Annotated in this window: 17 protein-coding genes and 1 pseudogene; 10 read left to right on the plus strand and 8 right to left on the minus strand. The window is 72.3% G+C overall.

Translation table 11 applies throughout. The annotated features are described in order from the left end of the window. Window positions 1-75: 75 nt before the first annotated feature. Both VG276_24820 and VG276_24825 read right to left on the minus strand, forming a co-directional pair. Window positions 76-1,389 carry an ABC transporter substrate-binding protein gene (locus VG276_24820; protein HEV8652521.1) on the minus strand — a complete coding sequence of 438 codons (1,314 nt, stop codon included), beginning with the start codon at window positions 1,387-1,389 and terminating at the stop codon, window positions 76-78. A gap of 623 nt (window positions 1,390-2,012) precedes the next feature. Next, window positions 2,013-2,306: a substrate-binding domain-containing protein gene (locus VG276_24825; protein ID HEV8652522.1), complete on the minus strand. Its 294-nt coding sequence runs from the start codon at window positions 2,304-2,306 to the stop codon at window positions 2,013-2,015. Window positions 2,307-2,774: 468 nt separating this feature from the next. Between VG276_24825 and VG276_24830 the strand changes: the two genes are divergently transcribed. From VG276_24830 to VG276_24865, 8 genes are all read left to right on the plus strand, one after another. Next, window positions 2,775-3,464 (plus strand): hypothetical protein, encoded by a 690-nt coding sequence (locus VG276_24830; protein HEV8652523.1) that lies wholly within the window; start codon window positions 2,775-2,777, stop codon window positions 3,462-3,464. Window positions 3,465-3,534: 70 nt separating this feature from the next. Next, window positions 3,535-4,284 (plus strand): hypothetical protein, encoded by a 750-nt coding sequence (locus VG276_24835; GenBank protein ID HEV8652524.1) that lies wholly within the window; start codon window positions 3,535-3,537, stop codon window positions 4,282-4,284. Between the two features lie 9 nt (window positions 4,285-4,293). After that, window positions 4,294-4,518, plus strand: coding sequence for a hypothetical protein (locus tag VG276_24840; protein ID HEV8652525.1), 225 nt, complete (start codon window positions 4,294-4,296; stop codon window positions 4,516-4,518). Next, on the plus strand, window positions 4,515-4,889 hold the full coding sequence (locus tag VG276_24845; GenBank protein ID HEV8652526.1) for a hypothetical protein: 375 nt from the start codon (window positions 4,515-4,517) through the stop codon (window positions 4,887-4,889). Before VG276_24840 ends, VG276_24845 begins: the two co-directional genes overlap by 4 nt. Before the next feature lie 235 nt (window positions 4,890-5,124). Further along, the gene (locus VG276_24850) at window positions 5,125-5,445 is read left to right on the plus strand and encodes an endonuclease (protein ID HEV8652527.1); all 321 of its coding nucleotides are present in this window, start codon (window positions 5,125-5,127) and stop codon (window positions 5,443-5,445) included. A gap of 127 nt (window positions 5,446-5,572) precedes the next feature. Beyond that, window positions 5,573-5,791 (plus strand): hypothetical protein, encoded by a 219-nt coding sequence (locus VG276_24855; protein ID HEV8652528.1) that lies wholly within the window; start codon window positions 5,573-5,575, stop codon window positions 5,789-5,791. A 38-nt stretch (window positions 5,792-5,829) separates the two neighbouring features. Then, the gene (locus tag VG276_24860; protein HEV8652529.1) at window positions 5,830-6,042 is read left to right on the plus strand and encodes a hypothetical protein; all 213 of its coding nucleotides are present in this window, start codon (window positions 5,830-5,832) and stop codon (window positions 6,040-6,042) included. Beyond that, a complete protein-coding gene (locus tag VG276_24865; protein HEV8652530.1) occupies window positions 6,026-6,169 on the plus strand; it encodes a hypothetical protein in 144 nt (47 codons plus the stop codon). Before VG276_24860 ends, VG276_24865 begins: the two co-directional genes overlap by 17 nt. 229 nt (window positions 6,170-6,398) lie before the next feature. Here the strand turns inward: VG276_24865 and VG276_24870 are convergent, their stop codons facing one another. The 3 genes from VG276_24870 to VG276_24880 form a co-directional block, all read right to left on the minus strand. After that, entirely contained in the window at window positions 6,399-7,742 is a 1,344-nt protein-coding gene (locus VG276_24870) for an alpha/beta hydrolase (protein ID HEV8652531.1), read from the minus strand. A gap of 399 nt (window positions 7,743-8,141) precedes the next feature. Then, on the minus strand, window positions 8,142-9,368 hold the full coding sequence (locus tag VG276_24875; protein ID HEV8652532.1) for a recombinase family protein: 1,227 nt from the start codon (window positions 9,366-9,368) through the stop codon (window positions 8,142-8,144). Then, window positions 9,365-9,628 (minus strand): hypothetical protein, encoded by a 264-nt coding sequence (locus tag VG276_24880; protein ID HEV8652533.1) that lies wholly within the window; start codon window positions 9,626-9,628, stop codon window positions 9,365-9,367. The genes VG276_24875 and VG276_24880 overlap by 4 nt, the downstream gene beginning before the upstream one ends. A gap of 120 nt (window positions 9,629-9,748) precedes the next feature. Here VG276_24880 and VG276_24885 point away from each other — a divergent pair. After that, a pseudogene (locus VG276_24885) lies at window positions 9,749-9,992 on the plus strand (GlsB/YeaQ/YmgE family stress response membrane protein). Window positions 9,993-10,069: 77 nt separating this feature from the next. Continuing rightward, the gene (locus VG276_24890) at window positions 10,070-10,246 is read left to right on the plus strand and encodes a hypothetical protein (GenBank protein ID HEV8652534.1); all 177 of its coding nucleotides are present in this window, start codon (window positions 10,070-10,072) and stop codon (window positions 10,244-10,246) included. A gap of 47 nt (window positions 10,247-10,293) precedes the next feature. Here the strand turns inward: VG276_24890 and VG276_24895 are convergent, their stop codons facing one another. The 3 genes from VG276_24895 to VG276_24905 form a co-directional block, all read right to left on the minus strand. After that, on the minus strand, window positions 10,294-11,358 hold the full coding sequence (locus tag VG276_24895; protein ID HEV8652535.1) for a trypsin-like peptidase domain-containing protein: 1,065 nt from the start codon (window positions 11,356-11,358) through the stop codon (window positions 10,294-10,296). A 149-nt stretch (window positions 11,359-11,507) separates the two neighbouring features. Continuing rightward, complete coding sequence (locus tag VG276_24900) at window positions 11,508-12,458, minus strand: VWA domain-containing protein (GenBank protein HEV8652536.1); 951 nt, start codon at window positions 12,456-12,458, stop codon at window positions 11,508-11,510. Beyond that, entirely contained in the window at window positions 12,455-12,607 is a 153-nt protein-coding gene (locus tag VG276_24905) for a hypothetical protein (GenBank protein HEV8652537.1), read from the minus strand. The genes VG276_24900 and VG276_24905 overlap by 4 nt, the downstream gene beginning before the upstream one ends. Window positions 12,608-12,609: the final 2 nt, after the last annotated feature.

A 12,609-nucleotide genomic window follows, 5' to 3' on the forward strand; every position in this document is an offset into this window, starting at 1 on the left:
GGCGCCGAGGGCTGCACCCTCGGTGGGTGCGCAGCCCGGCGACGGGCCGCGCACCCCAACCCCACCCTCAGGTTCTCAGCTCGGCCAGCTCTCGTCGATGTCCTTGAGCACCTGGTCGAGGTTCTTCTGCCCGCTGATCCAGGCGGTCATGCCCCGCCAGAAGCTGCCCGCTCCCACGGCCCCCGGCATCAGGTCGGAGCCGTCGAACCGGAAGACGGTCGACTCGTAGGCGAGCTTCGCGATTTTCTTCGTGGTTTCGTCCGGGTACTGGCTCAGATCGAAGGTCTTGTGCGGCGAGATGTAGCTGCCTTCCTTGGTTCCTCCGTTGAACTTGTCGCTGGTGAGAAACTCCAGCACCTTCTTGGTGTCGTCGTCCTTGCTGAAGGCGCCGGCCAGGTCGCCACCGCCGAGGACCGGCCGGTTGTCCGGGCTCGTTCCGGGCAGCTGGAACACGCCCACCTCTTGGTCCAACTTCGTCCGCACCTTCTCGGGGAAGAACCCCTTCTGGGTGATGAAGTTGCCCTGCCGGTGCAGGAAGCACTTCGGCGGGTTCTCGAACATGGGGTTGGCCGCGGTGGCGAAGGCGTTGCTCACGACCGCCTTGCGTCCGCCGAAGACGTTGCCGTCCGTCAGCGCGAGCTTCTCGAACTCGGTGGCGGCCTGCTTCACCACCGGGTCGGTGAAGGGGATCTGGTGCTTGGTCCACTTGTCGTAGGTCTCGGGGCCGCCGTAACGCAGGACGAACTCCTCGAGCCAGTCGGTGGCCGGCCAGCCGGTCGCGGCGGCGGACTCGATGCCCACGCACCATGGCGGCGTGCCGTCGGCCTTGATCTTCTCGGTGAGCGCCTCCAGTTCAGCGATGGTCTGCGGGGCCTTGTAGCCCTTGGCCTCGAACGCCTTCTTCGGGTACCACACCAGGCTCTTGACGTTCATGGACATGGGTATGCCGTAGACCTTGCCTTCGGTGGTGGCCGCGTCGAGCTCGCCGGGCACCAGGGTCGACTTCAGCGTGTCCATGTTGAGCAGGGTGGCAAGGTCCTGCATCTTCCCGCCCTTGGCGATGTCCAGCAGCACGCCGGGCTGGGGGAACAGCGCGATGTCGGGAAGGTTGTTGCCGGCGACCCGGGTGCGGACGACCGTGTCGAAGGACTGGGAGGCCTCCGAGAATTTGACCGTGATCCCGGAGGACTGCTGGAAGTCCTTCAGCCCTGCCTGGAAGCCCTTCGACTGGTCACCGCCGAAGCCGTACAGGATCTCGACCTGCTTGTCCCCGGCGCCGCCGCCGCCGCCGCTGCTGCCGCCGCCGCCGGACTCGTTGAGGCAGGCCGACGCAGCCAGCGCCACCACCGCTGCCACCGCGACCCCTTGGACGAACCTACGCCATCGCATGTTGTCTCCTCGTTGTTGACGTCGCAGCACCATGGGAAGACGGCCGCCCCTCACAGGTCTGCCGCGAGGCGAAGTGGCCGATGTGGTCGATCATGGGGCAGCGTGGAGGATGGGCCTCCTGGTGGGGACCGGCACGGCCGGCGCCGCCGAGCAGGGCGGGCAGCCAGGCAGGCGCCTGCGCTCCCCCCGGGTGCCGCCCTCCGAGGCCAGCGCCCTGGCGCGGTGGCGTACCGTGGCGAGCCTTGGGACCGGCTCGCGGCAACGGCAAGTCGATCAGGGCCGGTACTCATTCGGCTGCGAGTCTCCTCACCTGTGGTCCAGGTGCTAAGGGGTAGATGGTGAGCGCCCAGAAGTCAACTCAAACCTCACCGATGTGTGTTTCGTCCTCCCTTCGTGGTCGTGGCTCCTTCGTCGCTGGCCCGGTTCTCGAGGGGCGTTTCGGGTTGGAGGGTCGAGCCGGCGACGTCAGCGCGACGGCGGGCCGACGGAATCGCGACGAATCAGTGGACAGGGCATGAGCTTCTGGAGGGGCTTGTGGTTCAGGGCTGCGGCGTCCTCGATGAGTCCGAGCAGCATCCTGCCGGCCCACGCGCCCATCTCGTAGTGCGGGAGCGCGACGGTGGTCAGCCCGGCGACAGTGAGGATGCGATCAGCTCCTGGTCGTCGTACCCGACCACCGAGAGGTCCTCGGGGACGCGCAGGCCCCGCTCGGCGGCCGCCTGGTAGGCGCCCATGGCCATCTTGTCGTTGAAGCAGAACACGCCCGTCGGTGGCGTTGGCAGGTCCAGCAGCCGGGACACTGTCCGGTAGCCGCCGTGGGCGTCGGAGACGTCCCGCAACGCAAGCATCGGTGGCACCCGCGCGAACGACTTGACGAATCGTTTCGGCAGGATGTGCCAGAACCGTTGCTTCGTCAAGCCCTTGCCGTCCGCACGGCACGAAGCCTGCCTTGCGCCCTCCAGCCGTCGTTTCACCCGGCCGCTCAGGCCATCGGGCCGTAGAGGCGGCGGGCCCGGTCGGCCAGGTCGGCCGGCAGCGTGACCAGCAGGCCGGTCGGTGACGCTACCCCCATAGAACCGCATGGCGTCCCGGGTGCTGGAACACCCGGACGCCTGGCACACGAAGCCGCTGAAGGGAGGCCCTCGTATGCAGGTGTTCGCCGGGTGTTCGTAGCCTGTTCGTAGGGTGTGCGCGGCGCGTATACCTCGCCCGGGCCAGCTTCGCGGGATCACCGCAGGTCATATCCCCTACGGGGAAGAGGAAGCAGCGCCTTCGGCGCTGGCGACCCCGGCACGGCGCATTCGACCTCCCCGGGGTGCCGGCCGGGGTCGCAGGATTTCAAGCATCCAGCCGGGGTGCCGTGGTGCCGCTCGGGGACCGGTGGCGTGTGGGCGCTGGCACAGCAGTTCGGCCAGCCGATGCTGCACCTGCCCGCACCCGGGTCGTTCCTGTGGCCCCAGGTGCCCCTGGCCATCCCCACCGGGCTGCTGGCCGCCGGGATGAACCGCCGGCCGGCCGGCGTCGTCGCGCCCGAGTTCGAGCGGGCCGAGCAGCGCCGCCGGCAGCGCGCCGAGCAGCGCACCCGCCGCAGAGCGCACCGGCTCGCCGACCGCGAGGCCGTCCGGGCGGACTCCGACGCGCTTGGGACCTCGCTCGGCGGCGACCTCGCGACCTGGCAGCGTGGCGGGCTGACCGTCCCGCCGCCCGGGCAGCTCGGCCTGGCGACGATCCTTGCAGGCGCCCCCGGAGCCGGCAAGACGAAGTGCATCGAGCGGCTGTCGTTCCTGGCTGCGCGGGAGCGCCGCCACCTGGTCGTGCTGGACGCCAAGGGCGGCCACGACGGGCTGGCGCGGGGGGTCGTCGCGGCCTACCTGGCGGCTTGGCCGGACGCGCGGGTGCGGCTGTTCCCGCAGGAGCCGCTGGACATCTGGCGCGGCACCCCCGCAGCGGTCGTGAATCGGCTCGTCAACGTGTGGGACTGGTCCCCGGAGTCCGCCTACTACCGCGAGATCGCCACCGTCGCGCTGCAGCTCAGCGGTCGGCCAGCCCGGCCCGCCGTGCCGGTCGACCGCTGAGCTGCTCGCCCGCCTGGACCCGGGCGCGCTCGCCCGCGCCTGGTCGGGCCGGCAGGCCGAGACGAGCCTCGTGCGCGGCCTCAAGGACCGCCTCGCCGACGTGCAGCTCCGGGTCGCGAACCTGGTCGCCGCGCTCGGGCCTGCGTTCGACGGCGACTGGTCGCACGAGGACGCCGACCTGGTCGTCATCACCGTGCCGAGCATGGTCGCCACCCTGGACGCCGACGCCTGCCTGCGGGTCCTGCTCAGCGACGTGGGCCACTTCACCATGGCCCGCAAGCCCGCCGGGATGCCGTCACTGCTGGTCGTGGACGAGTTCTCCGCCATCCAGGGCGGCCGCCGCGCGGCGATCGACCTGCTGGAGCGCGGCCGCGGCGCGGGGACCGGCGTGGTGCTAGCCGCGCAGTCCTCGATCGCGCTCGGGGACGAGGACGAGCGCGCCCGGCTGCTGGCGGCCGCCTCCGCGGTGATCGCCTTCCGTAGCCCGCAGCCGGCCGAGCTCGCGACGCTGGCCGGCTCCGAGCGGGTCGCAGAGGCCGCCTGGCAGGCCGAGGACGGCGACCTGACCGGCCGGCAGACGATCACCATGCGCGCCCGCGGCCGCGTGGACCAGGACCAGGTCCGCGGCGCCCACACCGGTGAGGCGCACGTGATCGCCGCCGGGCGGGTCGCCCGGGCGCGGATCATCCGCACCGCGATCGCCGCGGACGTGTGCACCCGCGCCGTCGAGCTGGTCGCCGGCGAGCACTCCGCACTCCCTGCCGGCCAGCAGCAGGCGAGCCTGCCCGACCCCGACCGCTCCGAGCAGCGACCCGCATGAGGAGACCGCATGTGCGCACGATGCCCCGCCAACAACGCCTGGCCGCACCAGACCTGGCCGGCCGCCCGGCCGGCGGCTGGCGACTTCGGAGGACCACGCGACTTCGGCGTGCCGGACCACGGCACAGCCCCGCCGATCCGCTGGTTCCCGCAGCCCTCGGACCAGCAGTGGTCGCTGTGGCGCGGCCGGTGGGACAACCGGCCCAAGTTCCTGTGCGCGGTGACCGGCGCATGAGCACCCGCACCCTCCGCACGCTCACCGCGCTGCTGGTCGGCGCGATTGCCGCGCTGGCGCCTGCGGCGCTGCTGGCCGCCCTGGAGCTGGTCATGAGCGAAGCGCGACGGCTGCGGACGCGGGCAGCGAGTGCGGAGGGGTCCGGGGAACCCCAAGGGGGTGCCCCGGTGGACCGCACCCGACCCGCACAGCCAGGTGAGCTACAAGCCGCCGGCGAGCGGAGCAGCCGCCAGATCGTGCGGGAGCTGCTCGCCGGCGGGCAGGACGTGACCGTCGAGCGAGTCAGGGAGGCGACCGGCGTGGGAAGGCGCCGCGCGTACGAGCTGATCGCCCAGGTCCGGGCCGAGGGCAACGGGGACGGCCGCCGGTGAGGACCGGCCTACCCGCTTCGCTGCCAGCGGGGGCCCCTGCACCCCGCTGGCCCGGCCGGTTGCCTGCAGGCCGGGCCGCCACCTGGCCGCCGCCCGCGTCAAGGGCGCTTCGCGTCCCTTCGGGATGGCCTTCGGCCCCCTTTGACCCGGCCGTCGTCCAGTCGGCCCGCAGCTACGCGGTCGCCCGGGGCGGGCGAGGACCAGGCCCGACCAGCAGGCGAGGGAGGCGTGAGCGATGGGGACGGTGTACCTCCTGCACTTCCTGGAGCCGATTGGCAACCCGGCCAACCCTCGGGCGATGACGCAGCACTACATCGGCGTCGACCTGAGCGGCAAGCGGATCTCGGTGCAGACCGCCGGCAACGGCGCCGCCATCGTGCGGGTCGTCCAGGCCCGAGGCATCGGCTTCGTGGTGGCGGCGACCTGGCCCGGTACGCGGGCGCTGGAGCGGCAGCTCAAGAACCGCAAGCACGCCTCGCGCTTCTGCCCGGTGTGCCGAGCCGACCGTGACCCGACGTGCGGCACGACACGGGAAGGGGGTGGTCCATCGAACTAGGACCTGATCCACGTGGCCGGCCCGGTTGTGCCAACTCCCTGGGAAGGAGAGCCCCGGGCCGGCCACCACCAGTCAGCGGCCCGGCAGCGCGCACACGCCCCGGGCCCGGCACCAGGAGGAGTCCCTGATGCACGCCAAGTCTCCCACGGCCGTGAGCCCCGGCCTGGACCGGCCCGGCCTGGACCCTGACCCCGCACCAGAGCCGGCCCTGCACCTGCTCGCCGGCGTGTGGATCGCCTCGTGCCCCACGTGCGGCTTCCAGCTCACCAGCGCCCGGACCCAGCAGCGCTGCGAGCGGCGCGCCGCCCGCCGGCGCTGCCCCGTCTGCCACCAGGAGGCGTCCTGACGCCCCGTGTCACCGTCCACGTCGGCGAGCTCGACGAGATGCGCGCCACCATCAGCAAGGCCACGCCGCTCGGTGCGCTCGGTACCGACGCCCTGGTGTACGACGGCCAGCTCCTCCTGAAAGGGAGTTCGAAGGCGCTCCGCGGGCTGGCCGGCGTCCTGACGCAAGCTGCCGCCCTGGCCGACGAGTACGACCGCGACCCGGAGGCGTGGAACGCGCGGGAGCGGGCCGAGCGTGACGCCGACCGTTGACCGCGACCAGCTCGCCGCCCTGCGCATGCTCCGCCGCCGATTCGGCAACGTCCAGGTCCTCGCCGTCGAGCGGAGGGGGGTCGAGGGGGGAGGCGGCGAGCCTCCCCCCTCGCTCCTCGCTGGCTAGCCAGCAGCTCGCCCTGACCATCGAGGCCCCGCCAGCGCAGGCCGACCCGCCAGTCAACCGGCAATGTGCGGCACCCCGCCACAGCGCAGGTCCCCACGCCACGCCCATTGCCGGTTGACTGGCTGCCCGGGGCCACGCCGGCGCCCGGCGTTCAGCTCATGGGCCGGCCGACGACCGCGCCTCGGCCTCTGCCTGCTCGGCGGCGGCGGCAAGTGCGCGACCGAGATCGCTACTGTGCGGCTGGTGCTCGTCGGATGCCGGCGATGGTGGGGACGGGTTCGTTGGTAAGGAAGTCGAGCACGATCGCGTTGACCAAGTGGGGCTTTTCTTGGGTGAGGAAGTGTGAAGTGCCTGGGACGACGGCGAGCTCGGCGTTCGGCAGGGCGTCGTACATTTCCACGGTGTGGGTGAGGGTCACTAGGTCGTCGTCGGAGAACATCACGAGGGCGCGCTGGGTCACCTTGGCCAACTCGGACGCTTGCAGGTTGGGTTCGACGGCGGCCATTTCACCGATCTTCGTGGCCACCACTTTGAAGTGGTCGATGCCGTCAGGTGACACTTCGCCGTAGGCGGGGCCGAGGAACTGGGCAATCTGGTCGACGTCCCATTCCATGTCCGGGTCTGCGTCGCCGCTTTTGTTGAAGCCGCCGCTGATCATCACCAGCCGGTTCACCAGCTCGGGTCGCTGCATCGCCACCAGCATCGCCACGAACGCACCGTCGCTGTGCCCGACCAGGTCGGCGGCCTCACCGACGACCGTGTCGAGGAAGGCGATGGTGTCGTCTGCCATCAGCTGGTAGGTGATCGGGCCTGGCACGTCTGGGGTGTGTCCGTGGCCACGACGTTCGGGTATGTAGACGTGGAACCGCTCCGCCAACGGTGCGAGGTTGGGCTCGAACCACCGCGCGTCGACCAGCCCACCATGCAACAGCACCAGCGGCTGACCGGAGCCGTGCTCGTCGTACCAGGTCTTCACCGCGCCCAGCTGCACGTACTTGCCCATCATCCATCCTCTCCGTTGACGAGTGTTCCCGACCCTTGTGACCCACACGCGCCACGCCCTGCGTGATGCCCCCAATTGCCCCCCACTCAATAGCCACTTCTCATCCTCCGCCGCCTGGTGGTGGTTGATTCGCGGGGATGCTAGCTCAAGGTCGGGACACGGGGTCGCGGTCGAACCCCGGCCCGTCGCTACAGCAGCATGTTGCGGGCGGATCAGCCGCGGCCTGATCTTGACCATCTCCGGGTCGAGCGACCCGAGCGCCGCCTCAAGAACCTGCCGGGCGTCCGCCGGCCTGCCCAGCCGGGCCAGGGCCACGCCGCGCTCGCCCACCAGGCGGGCACGGTCGAAGAAGGCCACCCGCGGTCGGCGAGCTGCATCCTCCTCGCCGGCACCGCCCACGATCGTCTCGGCCTGGTCGAGCGCCCGCAGGCTGGCCGCCTCGTTGCCGGCCAGGGCGTGCGCCTCGGCCTCCAGTGTGACCAGCCACGCCCGGGTCGTCGGGTTGGCGTCGACGGTCGCGAAGCCGAATCCCGGTGGATGCCGCGCGGCTGATGGATGCCGCGCTCCCACTTGCCGAAGGTGGAGCCGGTGACGCCCAGGCGCTTGGCGCCAGCCCTGGGGGCGAGCTGGTCCAGCCGTTCGGCGGCGGTCTCCAGCGACCAGCCACGTCGAAGCCGCTGGTTGCGAAGGCGATGGTTCACAGGTACGGCGCGCTTGAACCCTCCTGCGCGAGTCGTCCCGATTGTACGGCCTTCCGGATTCGACTCCTGAGTGACCTCCGAGTGACCTGGTGGCCGCGCCGCTGTGGTGCTGCCTTGGCTACGTATGGAGCTTCACGCCGCACACCCGCTCGACCCGGAGGACGTGGCCCGCCTGGTGCGCGAGTCCCGCCGCCAGCAGGGTCTTCCGGACCGGATCACCGATCCGGGCGTGCTCGCGCGGATCGCCAGGATGCTCCGTGACCGCGGCTCAGACCCGCCACGTGAATTGGACTCGCGCGGGGTCGAACCGGTTCCGTCCCCGCGTCTCCGCCGGCCGGATGCGGGACAGCTCCTCCAGCGCCGCCTGGTCGGCGGCCAGCCGCGCCGCTTCCTGCCAGTCGGCCTCCCAGTCGGCCTGGGCGGCGACGGTGGCCGCCAGCTCGGGGCCGTCGACCACCGAGATGGCGGCCTGCGTGACGAGCTCCTCGAGCGGGCCGGCGAGGATGCTGACGCCACCGCAGCCGCGGCCAACCGGCGGCGGCAGGCATCGGTAGTCCTTCGGCCGCCCGCGACCGTGCGACTGCACGTACATCGGTCCGCCGCAGCGGCCGCACCGCAGCAGCCCAGCCAGCAGATGGACCCGCGGCTGCCGGGTCTGCGACCGCCGAGCCGGGTCCTCGAACAGCGCGACGAGGGCCTGGTGGGTCTCCTGGTCGAGGATCGCCTCCCAGGTTCCCGGACCGACGACCTCGGCGAGTCGCCGGCTCTTGCCGGTCGGCGCGGGCTCGCGGCGCCAGTGGACTCGGAGGCCGGCCAGGCGGGGACTGGCGAGCGTCCGGCGGAGCGTCCCCGGCGACCAGGGCTTGCCGGTCGAGGACAGCAGTCCCCGCCGGTTGAGGTCCTTGGTGACCTCGCGGAGGGTCTCGCCGGCGAGCAACCTACTGGCCGCCTCGCGCAGGACAGCCGCCTCGTCCTGGTCGACCGTGACGAAGTCGGCACGGTAGCCGTAGGGCCGGTTGCCGCCGGCGTGCGGCTGGCCGGCCTCGCGCTTCTCGGCCAGCCTGGAGCGCAGCCGCAGCGCGATGTTCTGCGACTCCATGCGCGCCATGCCGACCATCATCCGGAGGGTGAACTCCCCCGCCGGCGTGCTGGTGTCGAACTGCTCGTGGAGGCTGACGAGCTTCGCGCCGCGTCGCTCCATGATCTCCCACAGCCGCTCGAAGTCCCGGTGCGACCGGGTCAGCCGGTCGAGCTTCCAGCAGATCACGCCGGCGAGGAGGCCGGCGTCCAGGTCGTCGAGCAGCCGCTCGAACTCCGGCCGGCGCACCTGCTTGAACGCCGACAGGTCGATGTCCTCGTAGATGTGGGCCTCGGCCACGACCAGGCCCCGGTCGGCGGCGAGCCTCCGACAGTCCGCGATCTGCCGGCCGGTCGCGGACTGCTCGGCGCCCTTGTCGTCCGACAGCCGGGCGTAGATGCCCCAGGGCAAGGTCACACATGCTCCGGCGTCCACGGGCCGGACTCTACTTCGAAGGGGTTAGCCTTGACAATCAGCAGCTCGGTGGCCTCGGCACCGACCCGGCCGTCGGGCAGCAGCAGCCGGGCCCAGCTGCGCACCCGGCGCCCGCGGGGGGCGCCGGTGAGCCCGGCCACCAGGGGCAGCGACGCGTCGTAGGGCACCTGGGCGCGGCAGCGGAGCTCCATGGTCGCCGTGGCCGCCCAGATCCCGGCGAGGAGGATGGCCGCGTAGCCCATGACTTCAAGCGAGTGCTTGAGAACTGGTTCGGGTTGATCAGGTGAGTAGCTGGCTTGGGAGCGAAGGTGACATGACAAGGAGGCCCCTGGTACCGGCGACAAGGTGACGTCACCGGCGTCATCGTCGGGCTGATCATCGGTGCCTCGGCCGGCTGGTGCTCCCAGGCCGGCAGGTCATTCCGATCTGGCTCACGATCGTAATCGGCATCGTCGCTGCCATCGTTGGGACGCTGCTGGCCGACGCTGTCGGCGTCGGGGGCACCCGGGGATCGACTGGATCGAACTCTTCATCCAGATCGCCTTGGCCGCTGTCGGCGTGGCCGTCGTCGTCGGCAGGTACGCACCCGGCAGACGGCGCCTCTGACACCGTTCACGGTCCCCTGCGGTCAGGTCAGCGGGATCGCCTGCGCTCAGCGCCGCCCGAGGCGGGCCCGCCTAACGATGCTGGGCGTTGGGGTGGTCAGCGTGCTCTCCGTCATGCTCCTGGGCACCCGGGGAGGACCGCCGTTCACCGGCGACACCTCACTGTTCCAGTTCTTCGGCTACTTCGGGCTCTTCTGCGGGACCGTCCTCATCCTCCGGGTGATCGTCGCGGTGCTCCGCGACGGCCTGAACTGACAGGTCAGAGGAAGTAGAGAGCTTCTCCTGGGTCCCGGGCCCCCGGGTCAGCTCGGCCGCTCGGCCAGCTTGAGGGTGACCCGCCGCTCCTGCCCGTTGCGCACCACGGTCAGCTCGAGCTGGTCGCCGGGTTTCTTGGCGCGGAGCACGGCGAGGAAGTCCTCGGCGGTGCGCACCTCGCGGCCGTCGGCGGCGACGATCACGTCGCCCGGCTGGATGCCGGCACGGTCAGCCGGGGCGCCAGGCGCCACCCGGACGACGATCGCGCCGGTGGTACGGCCGATCCCGAACTGCTCGGCGATCTCGGGGGTGAGGGTGACCGGTGTGAGGCCGGCGTACGCGTGGCGGGCCCGGCCGTTCTCGAGGAGCTGCTTGACCACGCTGGTCACGGTGGGCGCCGGGATCGCGAACCCGATCGAGACCGCGCCCGCGTTGGGCGGGATGTATGCCTCGTTGATCCCGAGGATCGTCCCGTCGGCAGCCACCAGCGCGCCGCCCGAGTTGCCCGGCGAGATCGCGGCGTCGGTCTGGACGAGGTCGACCAGCGACTGCCCTTGCTGGGCCGAGCCGGGGATCTCCCGGTTGAGCCCGCTGATGATCCCGGCGGTCACCGAGTTCTCGAACCCCAGCGGGTTGCCCATCGCGAGGGCCAGCTCGCCGACCACGGCCTGGCGGTTGGCGAAGCGGGCGGGCGGCAGGCCCTTGCGCTCGGTCCGCAGCACGGCCAGGTCGGTGACGGCGTCGACGGCCAGCACCCGGGCGGCGCTCCGCTGGCCGCTGGCGAAGGAGACCTCCGCCTGCTGGGCGCCCCGCACGACGTGCTCGTTGGTGACGATCACCCCGTCGTCGGACCACACCACCCCGCTGCCCTCGCCGTTCCCGGTGGCGACGCTGACGACCGACGGCTGGACCTGCCTGACCAGGCGCGGGATCGCCCCGTCCGGGCCCTGCCCGGGTACGGTGACCTGCCCGAGCCTGGTCGCCTGCGCGGCCGGCGGCCGCGTGTCTGCGCTGGACTGGTCGGTGCTCGTCGTGCAGGCCCCCAGCATGGCGGCGAGCGCCAGGGCGACGGGCAGGGTGCGGCCGAGCCTCCGGCCGTGGATCGGGATCATGGGGCCCCTTTCGCGCGGGGTGCGACGGCTTCGTGAGGAGTGCCCCGGCTTGCCCCCGCCGAAGCAGGCGGGTCGGGCGCCGCGGCAGCCATCCCGGGCGGGCTTCCACGAGGATGTTCGGGTCAGCGGCCGTGCCGGGCGGGCGGGGCTCATGGCAGGCGGCGGAACCAGACGATCGAGGTGGCGGCGCCGAGCAGGAGCAGGGCGGCCGCGCCGCCGAGGAACATCGAGGTCAGCTCGCGGTCCTCCGGGACGTAGGCCAGGCGCGAGCCGAGGTTGCGGTAGACCGCGGCGAGGGCGTCGCGGGTGGTGGCGGTGAGGAACTGCCCGCCGGTCAGCTCGGCCATCTGCCGCAGGGTCGACTCGTCGGGCGCGAGCGGCACGACCGAGCCGTCGGGCTGCTTGAGCACGGCCCCGGGGCTGCCCAGGGCGACGGTGAAGACCGGGACGCCCTCGCGCCTGGCCTGCTCGGCGGCTGCCAGAGGCGCGAGCCCGCCGGAGGACAGGCCGTCGGACATGAGCAGCACCGCGGTGGGCGGCCGCTCCCCCGCCGCTTGCCCGGCCGGGCCACGGCTGACCTCCAGCGCGCGCTGCAGCCCGTCGCCGATGGCGGTGCCTGGGCGCACCGGCGCCCTGGCCAGCGCCTCGCTGATCGCGGCCCGGTCGGTGGTCGGGCGGGACTCCACCCGGGCGGTGGCCGCGAAGGTGACCAGGCCGACCTGGATGCGGGCGGGGAGCTGGTCGAGGAAGCCGTCGACCGCGTGGCGGGCGGCGAGGATGCGGCTGGGCTCCACGTCGCGGGCGAGCATCGACGAGGACGTGTCGATCGCGAGCATGACTGTGGCCTCGTCCCGGGGCACCCGGGCGACCGCCTCCGGGCGGGCCAGCGCGACCAGCAGCACCGCGGTGGCGAGCAGGTAGAGCAGGGCGGGGACGACCCGGCGCCAGCCCGGGCGGGCGGTGAGCACGCCGGGCAGCAGGGCCGGGTTGCCGAAGTCGGCGGCGCGGCGGGCGCGGCCCCGCTCCCCCCGCAGCCACAGCACGACCGCGACGGGGGCCAGCAGGACCGCCCACAGCAGCCCGGGCCACTCGAACTTCATGCGCTCGCCTCCCGGGCGAGCTCGGTCCGGGGCGCCGGCACGGCCTCGAGCACCATGCGGAGGAGCCGCTCCTGGCCGACGATGACGCGCTTGATCTCGGCCAGGGCCGCGTCCAAGGCGGTGGCGGGCGCGAGGCGGTCGTCGGGCACGC

It is taken from the genome of Actinomycetes bacterium (genome assembly GCA_036000965.1).
In the GTDB taxonomy this organism is placed as follows: Bacteria; Actinomycetota; CALGFH01; order CALGFH01; family CALGFH01; genus DASYUT01.